16 protein-coding genes are annotated in these 19,823 nt (G+C 72.4%); 8 read left to right on the top strand and 8 right to left on the bottom strand.

All coding sequences use genetic code 11. From position 1 onward, the window contains the following. The first annotated feature begins 32 nt into the window (after nt 1–32). Nucleotides 33–1,022, top strand: coding sequence for a sphingomyelin phosphodiesterase (gene sph, locus ACZ4VT_RS28360; RefSeq protein ID WP_467953828.1), 990 nt, complete (start codon nt 33–35; stop codon nt 1,020–1,022). Nucleotides 1,023–1,080: 58 nt separating this feature from the next. Here sph and ACZ4VT_RS28355 read toward each other — a convergent pair whose 3' ends face one another. Further along, nucleotides 1,081–2,922 (bottom strand): AMP-dependent synthetase/ligase, encoded by a 1,842-nt coding sequence (locus ACZ4VT_RS28355; protein WP_467953826.1) that lies wholly within the window; start codon nt 2,920–2,922, stop codon nt 1,081–1,083. 85 nt (nt 2,923–3,007) lie between these two features. Between ACZ4VT_RS28355 and ACZ4VT_RS28350 the strand changes: the two genes are divergently transcribed. Both ACZ4VT_RS28350 and ACZ4VT_RS28345 read left to right on the top strand, forming a co-directional pair. Next, entirely contained in the window at nt 3,008–3,748 is a 741-nt protein-coding gene (locus ACZ4VT_RS28350; RefSeq protein WP_467953824.1) for a MerR family transcriptional regulator, read from the top strand. A 217-nt stretch (nt 3,749–3,965) separates the two neighbouring features. Next, nucleotides 3,966–4,640, top strand: coding sequence for a maltokinase N-terminal cap-like domain-containing protein (locus ACZ4VT_RS28345; protein ID WP_467953822.1), 675 nt, complete (start codon nt 3,966–3,968; stop codon nt 4,638–4,640). A 49-nt stretch (nt 4,641–4,689) separates the two neighbouring features. Here the strand turns inward: ACZ4VT_RS28345 and ACZ4VT_RS28340 are convergent, their stop codons facing one another. The 5 genes from ACZ4VT_RS28340 to ACZ4VT_RS28320 are packed head-to-tail and all read right to left on the bottom strand — an operon-like array spanning nt 4,690 to nt 11,507. Next, on the bottom strand, nt 4,690–6,861 hold the full coding sequence (locus tag ACZ4VT_RS28340) for a 3-hydroxyacyl-CoA dehydrogenase NAD-binding domain-containing protein (protein WP_467953820.1): 2,172 nt from the start codon (nt 6,859–6,861) through the stop codon (nt 4,690–4,692). 53 nt (nt 6,862–6,914) lie between these two features. Further along, nucleotides 6,915–8,129 carry an acetyl-CoA C-acetyltransferase gene (locus tag ACZ4VT_RS28335; RefSeq protein WP_467953818.1) on the bottom strand — a complete coding sequence of 405 codons (1,215 nt, stop codon included), beginning with the start codon at nt 8,127–8,129 and terminating at the stop codon, nt 6,915–6,917. 47 nt (nt 8,130–8,176) lie between these two features. Beyond that, on the bottom strand, nt 8,177–9,319 hold the full coding sequence (locus ACZ4VT_RS28330; protein ID WP_467953816.1) for an acyl-CoA dehydrogenase family protein: 1,143 nt from the start codon (nt 9,317–9,319) through the stop codon (nt 8,177–8,179). Nucleotides 9,320–9,330: 11 nt separating this feature from the next. Then, entirely contained in the window at nt 9,331–10,356 is a 1,026-nt protein-coding gene (locus ACZ4VT_RS28325) for an LLM class F420-dependent oxidoreductase (RefSeq protein ID WP_467953814.1), read from the bottom strand. Then, nucleotides 10,356–11,507: a CaiB/BaiF CoA transferase family protein gene (locus tag ACZ4VT_RS28320; RefSeq protein ID WP_467953812.1), complete on the bottom strand. Its 1,152-nt coding sequence runs from the start codon at nt 11,505–11,507 to the stop codon at nt 10,356–10,358. Before ACZ4VT_RS28320 ends, ACZ4VT_RS28325 begins: the two co-directional genes overlap by 1 nt. A 353-nt stretch (nt 11,508–11,860) precedes the next feature. On the opposite strand from ACZ4VT_RS28320, the gene ACZ4VT_RS28315 reads away from it, so the two are divergent. Together ACZ4VT_RS28315 and ACZ4VT_RS28310 are read left to right on the top strand one after the other, a co-directional pair. Next, entirely contained in the window at nt 11,861–13,474 is a 1,614-nt protein-coding gene (locus ACZ4VT_RS28315; RefSeq protein WP_467953810.1) for a PKD domain-containing protein, read from the top strand. 167 nt (nt 13,475–13,641) lie between these two features. Continuing rightward, nucleotides 13,642–14,841, top strand: coding sequence for a saccharopine dehydrogenase family protein (locus tag ACZ4VT_RS28310; protein ID WP_467953808.1), 1,200 nt, complete (start codon nt 13,642–13,644; stop codon nt 14,839–14,841). A 24-nt stretch (nt 14,842–14,865) separates the two neighbouring features. Here the strand turns inward: ACZ4VT_RS28310 and ACZ4VT_RS28305 are convergent, their stop codons facing one another. Continuing rightward, complete coding sequence (locus ACZ4VT_RS28305; protein WP_362797983.1) at nt 14,866–15,546, bottom strand: endonuclease V; 681 nt, start codon at nt 15,544–15,546, stop codon at nt 14,866–14,868. A gap of 26 nt (nt 15,547–15,572) precedes the next feature. Here ACZ4VT_RS28305 and ACZ4VT_RS28300 point away from each other — a divergent pair, with 26 nt between their 5' ends. Beyond that, on the top strand, nt 15,573–15,872 hold the full coding sequence (locus ACZ4VT_RS28300; RefSeq protein ID WP_362797986.1) for a YciI family protein: 300 nt from the start codon (nt 15,573–15,575) through the stop codon (nt 15,870–15,872). 33 nt (nt 15,873–15,905) lie between these two features. Here the strand turns inward: ACZ4VT_RS28300 and ACZ4VT_RS28295 are convergent, their stop codons facing one another. Then, on the bottom strand, nt 15,906–17,039 hold the full coding sequence (locus tag ACZ4VT_RS28295) for a WD40/YVTN/BNR-like repeat-containing protein (protein ID WP_467953804.1): 1,134 nt from the start codon (nt 17,037–17,039) through the stop codon (nt 15,906–15,908). A 360-nt stretch (nt 17,040–17,399) separates the two neighbouring features. Between ACZ4VT_RS28295 and ssgD the strand changes: the two genes are divergently transcribed. Both ssgD and ACZ4VT_RS28285 read left to right on the top strand, forming a co-directional pair. Beyond that, nucleotides 17,400–17,816, top strand: coding sequence for a spore wall synthesis regulator SsgD (gene ssgD, locus ACZ4VT_RS28290; protein ID WP_467953802.1), 417 nt, complete (start codon nt 17,400–17,402; stop codon nt 17,814–17,816). A 206-nt stretch (nt 17,817–18,022) separates the two neighbouring features. Next, nucleotides 18,023–19,663 carry an ABC-F family ATP-binding cassette domain-containing protein gene (locus tag ACZ4VT_RS28285; RefSeq protein ID WP_467953800.1) on the top strand — a complete coding sequence of 547 codons (1,641 nt, stop codon included), beginning with the start codon at nt 18,023–18,025 and terminating at the stop codon, nt 19,661–19,663. Nucleotides 19,664–19,823 lie beyond the last annotated feature (160 nt).

The following is a 19,823-nucleotide window of genomic DNA, read 5'->3' as shown; positions in this document are numbered from 1 at the left end:
CCGATCTTCCCGCAGGAATGATGGAGTCCCCCATGCCGCAGAACTCCCCCCGTCGCCACCGTGCCGCCGCGGCGGCCGTAGCGGCGGTCGCCGCCGGCGCCCTGGCCGCCACCTCCGCGCCCGCCGCCACGGCCGCGGAGGGCGCCGCCGCCCCGCGGCTCAGCGTCCTGTCGTACAACGTGTTCCTGATGAGCAAGAGCCTCTACCCGAACTGGGGCCAGGACCACCGGGCCGCGGAGATCCCCAAGGCCTCCTTCTACCGGGGCCACGACGTGGTGGTGCTCCAGGAGGCCTTCGACAACGGCGCGTCGGACGCGCTGAAGGCCAACTCGGCCGCGCAGTACCCGTACCAGACCCCGGTCGTCGGCCGCAGCAAGAGCGGCTGGGACGCCACGGGCGGCGCCTACTCCTCCACCACCCCGGAGGACGGCGGCGTGACGATCCTGAGCAAGTGGCCGATCGTCCGCAAGGAGCAGGTGGTCTACAAGGACGCCTGTGGCGCCGACTGGTGGTCCAACAAGGGCTTCGCCTACGTGGTGCTGAACGTGAACGGCACGAAGGTGCACGTGGTCGGCACGCACGCGCAGTCCACCGACCCGGGCTGCGGCGCGGGCGAGGCGGCGGACATGCGTGCCCGCCAGTTCCGCGCGATCGACGCCTTCCTCGACGGGAAGGACATCCCGGCGAGCGAGCAGGTCATCGTGGCGGGCGACCTGAACGTCGACTCGCGCACGCCCGAGTACGCCGCCCTGCTCGCCAACGCCGACCTGGCGGGCTCCGACACGCGCACGGGCCACCCGTACTCCTTCGACACGGCCCTGAACTCCATAGCGAACTACCGCTACCCGACCGACCCGCGCGAGGACCTGGACTACGTCCTCTACCGCAAGGGCAACGCCCGTCCGGCGGGCTGGGAGAACAACGTGGTCAAGGAGCAGTCGGCGCCCTGGACGGTCTCCAGCTGGGGCACCTCCTACACCTACACCAACCTCTCCGACCACTACCCGCTGATCGGCCGCTAGCGGCCGCGCGCACCGCACCCGGTCCGTCCCCCCGGGTGCGGTGCGCCGGCTCAACCGGTCACGGGGCCTCGTAGGGCTCCTCGTACAGTCCGTCGATCAGTGCGCCGTACTTGTCGCGGATCACCCGGCGGCGGAGCTTGAGCGAGGGCGTGAGTTCCCCGCTGTCGGGCCCCCACTCCCCGGTCAGCAGCCGGTACCGCTTGATCTGCTCGGTCCGGTTGAGCCGGGCGTTGGCCGCCTCGACCGCGCGGGCGATCTCCTCCCGGACGGCCGGGTGCGCGGCGAGCTCGGCGGGGGTGGCGGCCTCGATGCCCCGGGCGGCGGCCCAGACCGGGGCCAGTTCGGGGTCCAGGACCAGCAGGGCGACGAGGTAGGACCGGCCGTCGCCGTGGACCAGGGCCTGGCCGATCAGGGGATGCTCCTTGACCGTGTTCTCCACCAGCGCCGGCGAGACGTTCTTGCCGTTCGAGGTGATGATCAGTTCCTTCTTGCGGTCGGTCAGCCAGAGGAACCCGTCCTCGTCGAGCCGGCCCACGTCCCCGGTGGGGAACCAGCCCTCGGCGTCGGACGCGCTCTCCAGCGTGCCGTCCGGCCGCAGATAGCCGCCGAAGACGGTCGCGCCGCGGGTGAAGATCTCCCCGTCCTCGGCGAGCCTCAGCTCCAGCCCCTCGATCGGGCGGCCCACCGAGCCGAGCCGGAAACGGTCCGGGCTGTTGACCGTGCAGACGCCCGCCGTCTCGGTGAGCCCCCAGGCGTCCATGATCGTGATGCCCCAGCCGGCCCAGAAGCGGACCACGTCGATGGGCATCGGCGCGGTGGCACTGGCCGTCCACATCAGCCGGTCCAGCCCGGCCAGCCGCAGCAGCGGGTCCAGCACCTGCTCCTTCGCCCCGGCGTACGAGGCTTCGAGCGCGGCCGGCACCTCCTCGCCCCGCTCCCGGTGACCGGCCCGGGCGCGGGCCAGGTCGTTCGCGGCCTCGATGGCCGTGCGCTGTGCCTCGGGCAGCTGCGCGAGGACCGCGCGGACCGAGGCGGCGAGCTTCTCCCACACGCGGGGCACGCCGAAGAACTGCACCGGGTGCAGTTCGCGGACCGCCCCCGCCACGGCGGTGGGGTCGGCGCACAGCCGTACGTGCGCGGCCCGCAGCAGGGGCAGGTAGATGCCGAGGACCCGCTCGGCGATGTGCGCGAACGGCAGGTAGCAGAGGTGCTCGGCGTGCTCGGGCAGGTCCACGTGCCGGTCGAGGCGGATGGCCTGGAGCATGAGGTTGCGGTGGGTCAGCCGCACGCCCTTGGGGTCGCCGGTGGTCCCGGAGGTGTAGACGACGGTCAGCGGGTCCTCGGGGCGCGTCTCCTGCCAGGCCTTGTCGAAGGCGTCGGCGCGGTGCAGCCGGGCCCCGCTCGCGTGCAGGGAGCCGTACGTGGAGTGCCCGCCCGCGTCGGCCGCCTCGGCCACGACGAGGCGTTCCAGCGGAACGGTCGCGTCGGCCAGCAGCGGCTCCCACCGCCGGAGTTCGCGGGCGCCCTCGACGACGGCGACCCTGGCCCGGCTGTGGCGGGCGATGTGGGCGATCTGCTCGGGCGCGGAGGTCCCGTACACGGTGACGGGCACGGCGCCGAGGTGGACGAGGGCGAGGTCGCTGAGCCAGTGCTCGGGACGGTTGCCCATCATCATCAGGACGTGCTCGCCGCGCTCGACGCCGAGGGCGGCGTAGCCGGAGGCGAGGGCGGCCACCTTGCGGCGGACCTCGCTCCAGGTGAGGGTCGCCCAGTCGGCGGATCCGGGGCCGGCGCGCCACGAGAGGGCGGGGAGGTCCCCGTGCTCGGCGGCGTTGCGGGCCAGCAGGGCGGGGAGGGTGATCTCTTCCGGTCGCCCGGGCAGTCGCAGGTTCGTGGTCATGGGCAGCTCCTGGCCGTTTCACATCGTTGGTGCGACAGCAATACTGTTGAACCCAAGCTGTGGAGCAGAGAGCGAGGCGCAGACGATGGCCGACCAGGCAACCGAGCCGATGCTCACCGTCGACGAGCTGGCGGCCAGGGCGGGTGTCACCGTGCGCACCGTACGGTTCTACAGCACCCGCGGGCTTTTGCCCCCTCCCGTGATCGGCCCTCGTCGGGTGGGCCACTACGGGCCGGAGCACCTGTCCCGGCTGGCCCTGATCGAGGAGCTGCAGCACCAGGGCATGACCCTGTCCGCCATCGAGCGCTATCTGGACGCGCTGCCCGACGACCTGAGCGCCCACGACCTGGCGATCCACCGGGCGATGGTGGCCAGTTGGGCTCCGGACGCGGCCCGGGAGGTCTCGCGCGAGGAGCTGGAGAAGCGGGCCGGGCGGGGCCTGTCGGACACCGACGTGCGGCGGCTGACGGCGATGAACGTGCTCGCCGCCTCGGGCGAGGGGTTCCGGGTGGACGTGGGGCTGCTGCGGCTGGGAGTCGCGCTGCTCGACGTGCCGATCGCGCACGAGACGATCCTGGCGGCGCGCAGGGTGCTGATGGAGCACACCAGGTCGGCCGCGCACGAGCTGACGGCGCTGTTCCGGGACGAGGTGTGGGGCCCGTTCACGCGGGACGAGAGCGATCCGGAGCGGGTGGAGTCGATGAAGGCGCTGTCGGCGCACATGCAGCCGATGGTGGTCCAGGCCCTGGTGACGGCCTTCCAGCGGTCGCTACGGGAGGAACTGCGGGCGGCGTTCGTGTCCGGCGAGGCACCCGGCGGACCCTAGCCGCGGAAGCAGCCGGGCCTGCGCCGCCTGGTCGACCTGACGGCCCTCGGCGGACGCATCCCCCGCCAGGACCAACCTCGTGGGCGGCGCCGTCGTCGCCGGGCTGCTCCTGTTCCGGGTCGTCGTCTTCTCCCTCGTGGCCGAGGTCTTCCGGACGCTGCCCTGACCCGGACGGCCGGTTCGCGGGCGCGGTGACGAAGCCGGGTAGGTTCGTGCCATGGCAGTCATTCACCGCACCACGATGTCGCCCGGCAAACTCGAACTCCTCGCCGACTGGCTCCCGTCGCGGCCCTGGTACCGGGGCGCGAAGGGACCTGCCGCCCTCGCCAGGGCCGGAGGCTTCCGGCTCGACGACCCCGAGGGCGAGGTGGGCATCGAGTTCATGGTGGTCACCGACGTCTCGGGGGACACGCCCGTCACCTACCAGGTCCCGCTCACCTACCGCGGGGCGCCCCTGGAGGGCTCGGAGGAGGGCCTGATCGGCACCTCCGAGCACGGGGTGCTGGGCCGGCGCTGGATCTACGACGGCGCCCACGACCCGGTCATGGTCGAGCAGTCGCTCGCCCTGCTGGCGGGCCGTGCCGCGGCGCAGAACCAGAACGAGAGCGGTGTTCCCGACCCGACGGTCGAGGTCCGTTCCGAGGGGGCCGGGGTGCCGGCGGGCCTGTCCGGTCCATGGCTCGTGACGGACACCGCCGACGGCACCGTCGTCGCCGTGGGCCCGGTGGGGCTGGAGCGGCCGGTGCTGGACCTGACCCTGGTCCGGGAGCTGCGTACGGGACCCGACCCCGCCGCGGACCGCGTCCGGGGGCGGGTGCTGGCCCGCTGGTCCGCCCCGGACGGCGCCGGGGCGCGTACGACGTTCGCCTTCCTGTCCGACTCCGGCCGGTAGGCGGTGACCGCCCCGGGCCCGCTCGCGGGCGGGTCCGGGGCGGCCGGGATCAGTCGCCGTACGTCTCGCCGCGCTCGGCCTTCTCCACGAGGGAGGCGGGCGGGGTGAAACGCTCGCCGTACTCCGCGGCGAGCTCGCGGGCGCGGGCGACGAAGCCCGGCAGACCGCCCTCGTACCCGTTGATGTACTGGATCACGCCGCCGGTCCAGGCCGGGAAGCCGATGCCCATGATGGAGCCGATGTTGGCGTCGGCGATCGAGGTGAGGACGCCCTCGTCGAGACAGCGGACGGTGTCCACCGCCTCGGAGAAGAGCATCCGCTCCTTCATGTCCTCGAACGGGATCTCGGCGTCCGGCTTGGCGAAGTGCTCGCGCAGGCCCGGCCAGATGCCGGCGCGCTTGCCCGCCTCGTCGTACGCGTAGAAGCCGGCCCCGCCGCTGCGGCCCGGGCGGCCGAACTCGTCGACCATCCGGTCGATGACGGTGTCGGCGGGGTGCTCGGTCCAGGCCCGGCCCTCGGCCTCGAAGGCCTTGCGGGTCTCGTTGCGGATCTTGCGCGGCAGGGTGAGGGTGAGCTCGTCCATCAGCGAGAGCACCTTGGCCGGGTAGCCGGCCTGGGCGGCGGCCTGCTCGATCGATGCGGGCTCGATGCCCTCGCCGACCATGGCCACGCCTTCGTTGATGAACTGGCCGATGACGCGGGAGGTGAAGAAGCCGCGCGAGTCGTTGACCACGATCGGGGTCTTGTTGATCTGGCGGACCAGGTCGAAGGCGCGGGCGATGGCCTCGTCGCCGGTCTGCTCCCCCTTGATGATCTCGACGAGCGGCATCTTGTCGACGGGCGAGAAGAAGTGCAGCCCGATGAAGTCGGCGGGCCGCTTCACGCCCTCCGCGAGGCCGGAGATCGGCAGGGTGGAGGTGTTGGAGCACAGCAGCGCGTCGGGCGCGATGACGTCCTGGATCTCCTGGAACACCTTGTGCTTGAGGGAGGTGTCCTCGAAGACGGCCTCGATGACGGCGTCGCAGCCCGCCAGGTCGGCGGCGTCCGCGGTCGGGGTGATCCGGGCGAGCAGCTCGGCACGCTGGGCCTCGGTGCTCCGGCCGCGGGAGACGGCCTTGTCGAGGAGCTTCTCGGAGTACGCCTTGCCCTTGGCGGCGGCCTCGGCGCTGACGTCCTTCAGCACCACCTCGATGCCCGCGCGGGCGCAGGAGTACGCGATGCCCGCGCCCATCATCCCGGCGCCGAGGACGGCGACCTTGCGGACCTTGCGCGGCTCGATCCCCTGCGGCCGGCTGCGGCCTGCGTTGACGGCCTGGAGGTCGAAGAAGAACGCCTGGATCATGTTCTTCGCGGTCTGCCCGGTGACCAGCTCGGTGAAGTAGCGGGCCTCGATGGTCAGCGCGGTCTCGAAGTCCACCTGGGCGCCCTCGACGGCACAGGCCAGGATGTTGCGCGGGGCCGGGTACGGGGCCCCGTTCAGCTGCTTCTTCAGGTTGGCCGGGAAAGCCGGGAGGTTCGCGGCGAACCTCGGGTTGGACGGCGTACCGCCCGGGATCTTGTAGCCGGGTACGTCCCAGGGCTGCTTCGACTCGGGGTTCGCGTCGATGAAGGCGCGGGCCTTGGCGAGCATGTCCTCGGGGGTCTCGGCCAGTTCGTGGACCAGGCCGTTCTCCAGGGCGCGCCTCGGGTTGTACTGGGTGCCCTGGAGCAGCACCTTGAGCAGCGCGTCGGCGATGCCCATCAGGCGGACGGTGCGGGTGACGCCGCCGCCGGCCGGGAGCAGGCCGAGGGTGACCTCGGGCAGGCCGATCTTGGAGCCGGGGGCGTCGAGGGCCACGCGGTGGTGGGAGGCGAGGCAGATCTCGTAACCGCCGCCCAGGGCCGCGCCGTTGATCGCGCCGACGACGGGCTTGCCGAGGGTCTCGATGCGGCGCAGGGAGCGCTTGATCTCGGTGCCGGTGTCGAAGGCGAGCTGCGCGTGCTCGGGGCGCAGCCGGATCATGTCCTTGAGGTCGCCGCCCGCGAAGAAGGTCTTCTTGGCGGAGGTGTAGATGATGCCGCGGATGGAGTCCTTCTCGGCCTCGGCGCGGTCGGCGATCGCCGCGATGGAGTCCTTGAAGGCCTGGTTCATCGTGTTGGCGGACTGGCCCGGGTCGTCGAGGATCAAGGTGACGACGCCGGTCTCGTCCTGTTCCCAGCGGATCGTGGTGGACTCGCTCATGGTCACTGCTTTCGTGTCGGTCCGTGCGGAGGAGGGTCTGGGGACAGGACGGTTCAGAGGCGTTCGACGATGGTGGCGACGCCCATGCCGCCGCCGACGCAGAGGGTGACGAGCCCGTAGCGCTTGTCCCGGCGCTCCAGCTCGTCGACGATCGTGCCGAGGATCATCGCGCCGGTGGCGCCGAGCGGGTGGCCGAGTGCGATGGCGCCGCCGTTGACGTTGACCTTGTCGAGGGACAGGCCCATGTCCTTGACGAAGCGCAGCACGACGCCGGCGAAGGCCTCGTTGATCTCGACCAGGTCGATGTCGTCGATGGTCAGGCCGGCCTTGGCGAGCGCCTTGCGGGTGGCCGGGGCGGGCCCGGTGAGCATGATGGTGGGCTCGGAGCCCGACACGGCGGCGGAGACGATCCGGGCGCGCGGGGTCAGCCCGTTGCGCTCCCCCGCCTCGCGGGAGCCGATGGCGACGAGCGAGGCGCCGTCGACGATGCCGGAGGAGTTGCCCGCGTGGTGGACGTGGTCGATCTTCTCGACCCAGTGGTACTTCTGCAGCGCGACGGCGTCGAAGCCGCCGAGCTCGCCGATGTCCGCGAAGGAGGGCTTCAGCTTGGCGAGGGTGTCGGCGGTGGTGCCGGGGCGGACGAACTCGTCGTGGTCCAGGACGACCAGGCCGTTGCGGTCGGTGACCGGGACGACCGACTTCGCGAAGCGGCCCTCCTTGATGGCGGCGGCGGCTCGCTCCTGCGAGAGGGCGGCGTACTCGTCCACGTCACGCCGGGAGAATCCCTCGATGGTGGCGATCAGGTCGGCGCCGATGCCCTGCGGGACGAAGTTGACGTCCCAGTTCGTCATCGGGTCGTTGAACCAGGCGCCGCCGTCCGAGGCCATCGGGACGCGGGACATGGACTCCACGCCGCCCGCGAGGACCAGGTCCTCCCAGCCGGAACGGACCTTGGCGGCGGCCAGGTTGACGGCCTCCAGGCCGGAGGCGCAGAAGCGGTTCTCCTGTACGCCGGCCACGGTGTCCGGGAGACCCGCGGCGATGGCCGCGATCCGGGCGATGTCGGAGCCCTGGTCGCCGACCGGGCCGACGACGCCGAGCACGATGTCGTCGATGGTGGCGGGGTCCAGGCCGGGGTTGCGCTCGCGCAGGGCGTCGATGAGTCCGACGACCAGGTCGATCGGCTTGGTGCCGTGCAGGGAGCCATTGGCCTTGCCGCGGCCGCGCGGGGTGCGGATCGCGTCGTATACGTAAGCTTCGGTGCTCACTGGTCAAGCCTTTCGGAGTGTTCCGGGCGGAAGGGTTGCGGAGAGGTTCAGCCGAGGAGGGAGCGGCCGATGATCTCTTTCATGATCTCGGTCGTGCCGCCGTAGATGGTCTGGACGCGGCCGTCGGTGAAGGCCCGCGCGACCCGGTATTCGGTCATGTATCCGTAGCCTCCGTGGAGTTGCAGACAGCGGTCGGCGACGCGCTTCTGCAGCTCGGTGGCCCACCACTTGGCCATCGAGGCGTGCACGTGGTCCAGTTCGCCGTTCGAGTGGTCGGTGATGCACCGGTCGAGGAAGGTCCGGGTGACCGCGACCTCGGTGGCCATCTCCGCGATCTCGAAGCGGATGTGCTGGTGCTTGGACAGCGGGCGGCCGAAGGCCTCCCGCTCCTTCACGTACCGCGTGGTGATCTCCAGCAGGTGTTCGGCGGCGGCGATGCCGGCCATCGCGATGCCCATGCGCTCCTGCGCGAGATTGGTCATCAGGTGGACGAAGGCGCCGTTCAGCTCGCCGAGCAGGTTCTCCTTCGGGACGCGGACGTCGGTGAAGAACAGCTCGGCGGTGTCCTGGGACTTCTGGCCTATTTTGTCGAGGTTGCGGCCGCGCTCGAAGCCCTCCGCGCCGCGCTCGACCACGAGGAGCGACAGTCCGTGCGCCCCGCCCTCCGGGGTGGTCTTCGCGACCACGATCACGAGGTCGGCCAGGATGCCGTTGGAGATGAAGGTCTTCGAGCCGTTCAGCACCCAGTGGTCGCCGCGGTCCTCGGCGGTGGTCCGGATCCCCTGGAGGTCGGAGCCCGCCCCCGGCTCGGTCATCGCGATGGCGGTGATGGTCTCCCCGGAACAGAATCCGGGCAGCCAGCGGCGCTTCTGCTCCTCGGTGGCGAGCGAGGTCAGGTACGGGCCGATGATGTCGTTGTGCAGGCCGATGGCCAGCCCGGGGGCGCCCGCGCGGGTGAACTCCTCCGCGATCACGGCGGCGTAGCGGAAGTCGGTGTTCCCGCCCCCGCCGTACTCCTCGGGGACGGCGAGGCCCAGCAGCCCCTGCCGGCCGGCGGCCCGCCAGGCCTCGCGGCTGACGATGCCGTCCTTCTCCCACTGCTCGTAGTGCGGCAGCACCTCCTTGGTGAGGAAGGTGCGCACGGTCTCGCGGAACGCCTCGTGGTCGGCGTCGAAGATCTGGCGTTTCATCGGTCGGCTCCCTAAAGCCAGTTCTTGACGGTCTCGATCAGCCGGGCCGGCTCCGGCCCGACGGGAGTGACGTTGAGCATGGTGACGCCCGCCTCCCGGAAGGCCTCGACGCGCTCGCGCACGTAGCCCTCGGGCCCGCACAGGGTCATCAGCTCGCAGAACTCGTCCGGTACGGCGGCGGCCGCGTCGCGCTTGCGGCCGGAGAGGTAGAGCTCCTGGATCGTGCGGGCCTCCTGCTCGTAGCCGTAGGCCACGGCGAGGTCGTTGTAGAAGTTCTTGCCGACCGCGCCCATGCCGCCGACGTACAGGGCGATCTGCGGGCGCGTGAGGTCCCGTACGGCGGCCGCGTCCTCGCCGATGGCGAGCAGGCCTCCGGCGACGGTCTGGAGCGGGCCGAGCTCCGGCGCCCGCTTGGCCGCGCCCTCGGCGAGGGGGCCGCCCCACACCGCGCCGGCCTTCTCCGGGATGAAGAGGGTCGGCAGCCAGCCGTCGGCGATCTCGGCGGTCATCCGCACGTTGGCCGGACCGAGCGAGGCGATGTAGACGGGGATCGCGTCGCGCACCGGCCGGGTGAGGATCTTCAGGGGCTTGCCGAGCCCGCTGCCCCGCTCCGGGGGCAGCGGCATGTCGGTGATGCCGTGGTGGTCGATCGTCTCGCGGCGCCAGATGCGGCGGCACAGCTCGACGGTCTCGCGGGTCCGGCCGAGCGGCTTGTCGTACGGCTTCCCGTGCCAGCCCTCGACGACCTGCGGGCCGGAGGCGCCGAGGCCGAGCAGGGCCCGGCCGCCGGAGAGCGCGTCCAGGCCGGCGGCGGTCTGCGCGATGAGGCCGGGGGTGCGCGAGTAGACGTTGAGGATGGCCGAGCCGATCTTCACGCGCTCGGTACGGGCGGCCAGGTAGCCCATGATCGTCGGGGAGTCGAAGCCCCAGGCCTCGGCCACCCACACGGCGTCGAGCCCGGCGGCCTCCAGCTCGGCCGCCCGGTCCGCCGCCTGCCGCGGGTCGCCGGCGTAGTCGAGCATCATCGACAGTTCCATCAGGCGTCCTTCGGGAGCAGGGCCGGTACGTCCCAGTCGGCGGCCACGGAATCGGTGTGCGCCCCCGGCCGGGCCGGGCCGCCGGTGACGGCGGCGGGGGTCGCGGAGAAGCGGGGCGCCGGCGCGGGCTGGGTGATCCCGCCGCACTCGGTGAAGGTGGCGCGGGCGGCCAGGTGCGGGTGGTGCGGGGCCTCGCGCAGCGAGAGCACGGGCGCCACACAGGCGTCGGTGCCCTCGAAGACCGCCGTCCACTCCTCGCGGGTACGGGTCCTGAAGCGTGCGGCGACCACCTCGCGCAGCTCGCCCCAGCGGGCCGGGTCCTTGCGGGCCGGGGCCCGGTCCGCGATGCCGAGGAGTTCCACGAAGGTGTCGTAGAACTGCTGCTCCAGCGCGCCGACCGCCATGTACCCGCCGTCGGAGGTCTCGTAGGTGCCGTAGAAGGGGCAGCCGCCGTCGAGCAGGTTGGCGCCGCGGCGGTCCTGCCAGCCGCCGGCCGCCATCATCCCGTGGATCATGGCGGTGAGGTGGGCGGTGCCGTCGACGATGGCCGCGTCGACGACCTGGCCGGTGCCGGTGGTCCGGGCGTGCTGGAGGGCGGCGAGGACCCCGATCACCAGGTAGAGCGAGCCGCCCGCGTAGTCCCCGACCAGGTTGGCGGGGACGGCCGGGGGCTCCCCCGGGTTGCCGATCATGCCGAGGGCGCCGGTGACGGCGATGTACGCGATGTCGTGGCCCGCGGTCTGCGCGAGCGGGCCTTCCTGGCCCCAGCCGGTCATCCGGCCGTAGACGAGCTTCGGGTTGCGGGCGTGGCAGTCGGCGGGGCCGACGCCGAGCCGTTCGGCGACCCCGGGGCGGAACCCCTCGACGAGGACGTCGGCCCGCTCGACCAGGTCCAGGACGCGGGCGGGCCCGTCGGCGGACTTCAGGTCGAGCAGGACGGAGCGCTTGCCGCGGTTGGTGAGGTCGTAGGCGGGATCGACCGCGAGCCCGCCGCCGCCGGGCCGGTCCACCCGTACGACGTCCGCGCCGAGGTCGGCGAGGAGCATGGCGGCGAAGGGTCCGGGGCCGATGCCGGCCAACTCGACGACGCGCAGTCCGGCGAGCGGCCCCCGCCCGCTCGCGTCCCCGCCGCCGTTGCCTGTCACTGCCATCGAGCCCCCAGCGTCTCCGGTGTGGATGGTGTCCGTGGATGGTGTCCGTGGATGGTGTCCGACTGTGTGACACAACTGATGTAACACCGGTGATGCTAGGAACGTGCTCCACCGAGCACAAGCCCCCGGGCGGCGTTGGGCCGGTATCGGTCGGTGCCTGATGTTTGGATCGGCGAAAGCGAGGCCAAGATGTAGCGCCACCCCCCTGATCAATCGCCGTGCGGCTGTGTACTCTGAACACGCTTTCGAACTTGTTCAAGCGTTCAACCAGAAATAATGGGGGGCCGGTGCGCAGTCGCCGACTTGTAATTTCCGCTGCCGCAATCGCAGCAGGCGTGGGTCTCATCCCGGGCGTGGCACAGGCCGACCCGGCCCACCCCGACGCCCACGGTGCGACCGTTCCCGACCTGGACCTGGGCAAGGCCAAGGGTTCCAAGTCGAAGGGTCACACCTTCACCAGCCCCGCCGAGCGCTCGGTCCGCAAGGCCCTGCCCGCCGGGAAGGCCGGGGCGGCCGCCGCTCCGCAGGCGCTGTCCGTCGCCGCCAACCCCGACCTCGCGGTCGGTGTGTACGCCTACGGCACCACGGCGCACGGGGTCGAGCTCGACACCGTCATCACGAGCGCCCCCAGCGCGCTCGAGGTCACCATCGCCTGGGGCGACGGCACGACGGACGTGCTGAGCGCGTCCGGCGACACCACGCTGACCACGCCGCACACCTACGCCGAGGTCGGCTCCTACACGGTCAAGGTCACCGTCAAGGACACCGCCAACGCCGTGTCGGCCGTGAACGAGGTCGTCTTCGTCACCCAGGGCTCGGACTTCACCCCGTACGCGCCCACCCGCCTGCTGGACACCCGCGACGGGACCGGCGCGGTCAAGGGCAAGGTCGCCCCGTACAGCTCCACCCGCGTGAAGGTCGGCGGCAACGGCACGATCCCCGCCGGGGTCACCGCCGTGGTCCTCAACATCACGGTGACCAACACCACGAGCGCCGGACACATCACCGCGTTCCCCGAGGGCACCGTCCGTCCGACCACCTCGAACGTCAACTTCAAGGCCGGTCAGACCGTCCCGAACCTGGTGATCGTGCCGGTCGGCAAGAACGGCTACGTGGAGCTCGCCAACCGCGGCGGCCAGTCGGTCGACCTGATCGCGGACGTCACGGGCTACTTCAGCTCCACCCAGTCCAGCGGCTACACCCCGATCACCCCGTCCCGCTTCGTCGACACCCGCGAGGGCCTCGGCACGGTCAAGGGCCAGCTCGGCGGGCGCAAGACCTTCTCCACCCAGATCAGCGGCCTGCGCGGCGTGCCCCAGGGCATCACCGCCGTGGCGCTCAACGTGACCGTCACCAACCCGAAGGAGTCCGGCCACCTGTCGGTCTTCCCGGGCGGCGGCGCCACCCCGACCGCGTCCAACCTGAACTTCACCCCCGGCCAGACGATCGCCAACTCGGTGATCGTGCCCGTCGGCGCGGACGGCAGGATCAGCGTCTTCAACGGCGCCTGGGCGGGCACCGACGTCGTCGTCGACGTCGTGGGCTTCTACAGCAAGGACAGCACGAGCGCCTTCGTGCCGCTCGAGCCGGAGCGTCTGCTCGACACCCGCGACGCGGCGACCTGGGCCTGGGGCCCGCTGGGCGCCCGTAGCTACGTCTACATGCCGCTCTCGTACGACGCGCCGAGCATCACGGGCTTCGTGATGAACTCCACGGTCACCAACACGAACGGCGACGGGTTCCTCACGGTCACCCCGGACCCGAACTCGATGGACGACTACGACAACGGCACCGAGACCTGGCCGACGCCGCCCAACTCCTCGAACCTGAACTGGACGAAGGGCGACACCGTCCCGAACCTGGTCCAGGCGAGCACCGGAAGCAACGGCATCGTCGACTTCTGGAACCAGGGCTGGGAGGACATCGACCTCGTCGTCGACCTCTTCGGCCTGTACCAGCAGGGCTGATCCACCGGCAGGTGGCTCTCGCAGCGCCCCGGGCGCGGCCGCAAGGCCGTTCCCGGGGCGCTGTTCGTATCAGGGACGGTTCCCGTCACACCTGCCCGCGCGGACGGCCGGGCGTCACGCTAGCCTCGGCCCCCGACACCACCGACACCCACCTGGGAGGAGCGCTCATGAACGCACGGGTCCCGCAGGACCGGCCGGAACGGGCCTACGACGTCGTGCTCTTCGGCGCCACCGGGTTCGTGGGGGCGCTCACCGCCGAGTACCTGGCCGCCCACGCGCCCGCGGGCTGCCGGTGGGCGCTCGCCGGCCGTGACCTCGCGAAGCTGGAGCGGCTGCGCGAGCGGCTGGCCGCGATCGATCCGGCGTGCGCGGGGCTGCCGCTGCTGCGGGCGGACGCCGCCGACGCCGGGGCCCTGCGCGAGCTGGCCGCGTCCACGCGGGTGCTGGCCACGACCGTGGGCCCGTACGTCTGGTACGGGGCCGAGCTCGTGGCCGCCTGCGCCCGCGCGGGCACGGACTACGTGGACCTCACCGGCGAGCCGGAGTTCGTGGACCGGATGTACGTGGAGCACGACGCGCGGGCCCGGGAGACCGGTGCTCGCCTCGTCCACGCCTGCGGCTTCGACTCGATCCCGGCCGACCTCGGGGCGTACTTCACGGTCCGGCAGCTGCCGGAGGGCGTGCCGCTGACGGTCGACGGGTTCGTGCGGTCCAACGCCCTCTTCTCCGGCGGGACTTTGGCCTCCGCGCTGACCGCGCTGTCCCGCGGCCCCCAGACCCTGGCCGCCGCCCGGGAGCGCCGGCTGCACGAGCCGCGGCTGCTCGGGCGGCGGGCCCGCGGGCCGGCGGGCGCGCCGCGGTTCAGCCGGGAGACCGGCACCTGGGCGATGCCCCTGCCCACCCTGGACCCGCGGATCGTGGCCCGGTCGGCGGCCGCCCTGGAGCGGTACGGCCCGGACTTCCGCTACCGGCACTACGCCTCCGTCAAGCACCTCCCGGTCGCGGTCGGCGGTACGGCGGCGCTGGGCGCGACGGTGGCCCTGGCGCAGGTGCCGCAGGCCCGGCAGTGGCTGATGAACCGCTGGGAGCCGGGCCTGGGGCCGGACGCGGAGCGCCGCGCGCGCAGCTGGTTCAGCCTGCGGTTCGTGGGCGAGGGCGGCGGCCGCCGCGTGTTCACCGAGGTGTCGGGCGGCGACCCGGGCTACGGGGAGACGGCGAAGATGCTGGCGGAGTCGGCGCTGTGCCTGGCCTACGACGCCCTGCCGGAGGCCGCCGGACAGCTGACGACGGCCGTGGCGATGGGCGACGCCCTCGTCACCCGCCTGCAGAAGGCGGGGATCGCCTTCCGGGTGGCCGACGCCCGCTGACGCGCGCGGTCGCCCGGACAGGGCTTAGGCGGTGGCCTCGCGCAGGGCGCGGCGGCAGAGGGAGTCGGCGTGCCGGGTGGTCTCGGGGATCCGGAAGCGGGGGCTCAGGGCGAGGGCGTGCGCGCAGGCGTTGTCGAGCGAGACCCGGTGCCCGACGGAGACGTAGACCGGCTTGATCCCGTCCTGCGTCCGCAGCGCCCGCCCGACCTCGGCCCCGTCGGCCGCGAGCAGCGCGGCGGCGTCGCCCCGCCGGGCTCCCGGTTCCTCGTGGGTGAAGGTGAACGGGTTCTTCGCGACGCCCATCGTGGGGAGCCCGGTGACCACGCCGAGGTGGCAGGCGAGGCCGAAGCCGCGCGGGTGGGCGAGGCCGTAGCCGTCGCAGACGACGAGGCCGGGCCCGGTGGTCAGGGCGTCGAGGGCGGCCAGTACGGTCGGCAGCTCGCGGAAGGCGAGCAGCCCGGGCACGTACGGGAAGCTGACGTGCCCGACGGCGGTGGCCTCCTCGACGACCTCCAGGGTGGCGGCGTCGAGCACCACGGCCGCGGCGGCGACCAGGTCGCGCTCGTCGTCGTAGGCCACGTCCACTCCCGTGACCAGGCCGTGGCCGGGTGGGGGGCCGGGCTCGGTGAGGACGACCTGATGGCGCAGTACGTCCTGTATCGCCCGGGCTTCGGCCTCGTCGGCCGGGGTCTTCACACTCGTCATGATGGAGCGAGAGTAACCTGGCGATCATGTTCGTCATGGAGCTCACCTACACCGCCCCCGTCGAGGCCGTCGAGGAGGAGATGGACGCCCACATCGCCTGGCTGGACGGCCACTACGCCGCGGGCGTCTTCCTCGCGTCGGGCCGCAAGGTCCCGCGGGACGGGGGTGTGATCCTCGCCGGCGGGGTGTCCCGGGCCGAGATCGAGAAGATCGCGGCCGAGGACCCCTTCACGGTGGCGGGCGTCTGCGCCTACCGCATCACCGAGTTCATCGCCACGAAGACCTCGGCGGACCTGGCCACGGTGCGGGAGAACCCGGTGGCCTAGGTGTGCGTCCGCCGGCGCGGACGGCGGGGCCGGTCAGCGCCGCTCCAGCCGGGCCACCCGGCCCTTCTCCCCCGCCGCCCAGCACCCGGTGTCCGCCGCACAGTCGACCGTGTCGAAGGAGCCCGGCTCCAGCGGCCGCCAGCTGCGGCCGCCGTCGGTGGTCACGTCCGTGCCCGTCGGTCCCACCGCGAGGGCCGTCCCCCGGCTGTACGGGAACCAGGCCGCGCCCGAGCGGTACGCCGGCGGCGGGGCCGCTGCCTGCCGCCAGCTGCGTCCCCCGTCGGAGGAGACGGCCGCGGCCTGCGGGGAGGCCTGCCCGGTGCGGTAGTCGCCGCCGACCGCGAGTCCCCTCGTACGGTCGCGGAAGGCGAGGGCGAAGACCCCGCGCGCCGGGTCGCCCGCGGGGACGGTGGATTCGGCGACCCGCCAGGTCAGGCCGCGGTCCGCGGAGTGCAGGACCCGCGCGCTCGCCCCGCCGCCCGTGGCCAGCCAGACGTCGCGCGGGCCCGCGCTGACCAGGCACTGGCCGCTCGCGGCGAAGCCCGCCTCGCCGGGCAACGCCTCGGGCATGCCCGAGGCGGGCACGACCCGCCAGTTCCGTCCGCCGTCGTCCGTGGACAGGATGCGGAACCGGCCGTCCACCGGATCGCTCATCGCCAGTCCGTGCCGGGCATCGAAGAAGGACAGGCAGTCGTAGAAGGCGCGCGGGTCGGGGTTGCGGAAGGTCTCGGTCCAGGTGGCGCCGCCGTCCTCGGTGCGCAGCACCCTGGAGGCCTCGCCCTCCCCGATGGACAGGGCCACCGCGCGCCGCGCGTCGAAGGCCTCGATGTCGCGCAGCTCCAGCCCCTCCGCGACCGCGCCGGGCGGCGAGACGTCCTGCCAGCTGCGGCCGCCGTCCACCGTGCGCAGCACGGTCCCCTGGGAACCGGCCACCCAGGCCGTGCTGCGGCTGACCGCCGCGAGCCCCCGGAAGCGCGCGGTCTTCCCGGTGTCCTTCAGCCCCCAGCCCGCGCCGCGTAAGTCCTGCGCCGCCAGGGCCCCGGCGGACGGTTCGGACGGTTCCCCGGCCGGGTTCCCCGTGGCCGTCCCGGCCTGGGCGGGGGCGGCGAGCACCCCCACCACCAGGGCCGCCGCGCACAGGCCCACTCCCACTTCCAGAAGTCTCATGGCGCCGGAAGCTAACGCACCCCGGTGACGCCGTCCAGAGCGCCTCCCCGGACGCGCGGGGAGGCGGCGTGACCACGGCGGACGGGAGGGGCGCAGCGCCATCCGGGCGAGCCTTGGGCCTGTGGAGTGATCGGTAACCAGCCCTTCTGGGGCCTCTCGGGGTCCTGCGGGAACCGCCGGCCCTCCTTCGGGCGGCTTCCCTCTCACGGTCACTCTGTGCGATCACACAGATGGGTTCCGGCCAATCGGTGACACAGCTCACGCAACTGCCCATGCACGGATTTGCCGATTCCGGCGTCTATCGGGTTGCCGGACTCCACCCCAAAGCCCGGCAGCAGATCCGCCGCAAGGGAGTGAGCCTTGATCACTGTCATCGAGCAGGCCGCACAGGCCCGTCTGGTCGCCACCGCGCCGAAGGTCGAGACGGTTCCCGTCACCCTCTGCTACGACCGTGCGGATCCGTTCGCCGTGCGGATGACCTTCCCCGCCCCGGCGACGCTGGAGGGGATCGCGGTTTCGTGGACCTTCTCGCGCGAGCTGCTGGAGTCCGGGCTGGACCGCCCGTCGGGCCGTGGCGACGTACGGGTGCGCCCGTACGACGGTGACCGGACGACGATCGAGTTCCACGCGGCGGAGGGCGTCGCGATCGTGCTGATGCTGACGGCCGAGCTGCACCGCTTCCTGGAGCGGGCGGCGACCGTGGTGCCGCCGGGCCTGGAGCACCTGTACCTCGACATGGACCACAGCCTGGCCGAGCTGATGCGCGACACCTGCTGAATCCGGCCCGCCGATTATTCGATTGCGGGCGGCTCCGGCCGCCCGTAGCTTCGTTGACGTTCCATTGCCGTCGAAACGGAGCAGGACATTGCTCTTCTGAGGTTCGAGACACCGACCAACCCACCACCGTGACCCCCGTCGTCACCGGCTGAGCGTCGGCTGTCTCCCCGCGTTGCACGCACCACTCACGCAACCTGGAGGCCTCCATGAGCCACGCCCCTGCTTTCATCACCTGCTCCGCCCTGTCCTTCGACTGGCCCGACGGCACTCCCGTGTTCGACGGTTTCCAGCTCGCCGTCGGTCCCGGCCGCACCGGTCTGATCGGCCTGAACGGCTGCGGGAAGTCCACCCTGTTGAAGCTGATCGCCGGTGAACTGACCCCGTCCGGCGGGCAGTCGTCCGTCTCCGGCTCGGTCGGCTACCTCCCCCAGACGGTCACCCTCGACACCGCGCTGCGCGTGGACGAGGCGCTCGGCATCCGCACCGTCCGCACCGCCCTCCACGCCATCGAGGCGGGCGAGGCCACCGAGGCGAACTTCACCGCCGTCGGTGACGACTGGGACGTGGAGGAGCGGGCCCTGGCCGCGCTCGACCAGCTCGGTCTCGCCGGGATCGGCCTGGACCGCACCGTCGGGGAGCTCTCGGGCGGCGAGTCCGTGCTGCTGCGGCTGGCCGCCCTGCTGCTCGCGCGTCCCGACGTCCTGCTGCTGGACGAGCCCACCAACAACCTGGACCTGCGCGCCCGGGGGCGGCTGTACGCGGCGGTCGAGTCCTGGTCCGGGGTGATGCTCGTGGTCAGCCACGACCGGGAACTACTGGAGCGGGTCGATCAGATCGCCGATCTGCGCGACGGCGAAGTCCGCTGGTACGGCGGGAACTTCACGGACTACGAGGCGATGCTCGCCGCCGAGCAGGACGCGGCCGAGCGGATGGTCCGGGTCGCGGAGGGCGACGTACAGCGACAGAAGCGCGAACTGGCCGACGCACAGGTCAAATTGGCGCGCCGCAAGCGGTACGGCCAGAAGATGTCCGAGAACAAGCGCGAGCCGAAGATCGTGATGGGCGCGCGCAAGCGGGCGGCGCAGGAGTCGGCCGGCAAGCACCGGATCATGCACACCGAGAAGCTGGCGCAGGCGAAGGAGCGGCTGGACCAGGCGGTGGAGGCGGTGCGCGACGACGACGAGATCCGGATCAAGCTGCCCGCCACGCAGGTCCCGCCGGGGCGCCGCGTGCTGACCATGAGCGATCTGCGCCTGGTCCACGGGGCCCGCGTACGGGGCGAGTGGGAGCTGCGGGGGCCGGAGCGCATCGCCCTGGTGGGCCGCAACGGCTCGGGGAAGACCACACTGCTGCGCACGGTCGCGGGGCAGCTCGCACCGCAGTCCGGGGCGGCGCGGACGCACGTGACCACGCGGTTCCTGCCGCAGCGGCTGGACGTGCTCGACGAGAGCCGGACGGTCGTGGAGAACGTGGCGCGGTTCGCCCCGCAGGCCACGAACAACGTGGTCCGGGCCCGGCTCGCGCACTTCCTCTTCCGGGGCGCCCGGGCGGACCGGCCGGCCGGCACGCTGTCGGGCGGCGAACGGTTCCGGGCGGCGCTGGCGGCGCTGCTGCTGGCGGAGCCCGCACCGCAGCTGCTCATGCTCGACGAGCCGACGAACAATCTCGACCTGGCGAGCGTGCGGCAGCTGACCGAGGCGCTGGAGTCCTACGAGGGCGCCCTGGTGGTGGCGAGCCACGACGTGCCGTTCCTGGAGTCGATCGGCATCACGCGGTGGCTGCTGCTGGACGGGGAGCTGCGGCCGACCACGGCCGAGGAGGTCCGGGAGACCCTCTGGCACGAGTGAGCGAGCCCGCTTCGCCGCCGCCCGCGGACGCCCGGCGCGGCGGGCGGCGGCGAAGCGGAACCCGTTCCGGCCGTCAAGAGTAAAAGTTTCGATCCACCTGACGGCGTGATTTTGTCCCCTGAGAGGCCTCTCACACCCCCCATAAACTGCACAGATAACT

This window comes from Streptomyces sp. NPDC029164 (genome assembly GCF_055563995.1).
This window is presented reverse-complemented; position numbering and strand designations above follow the sequence as displayed.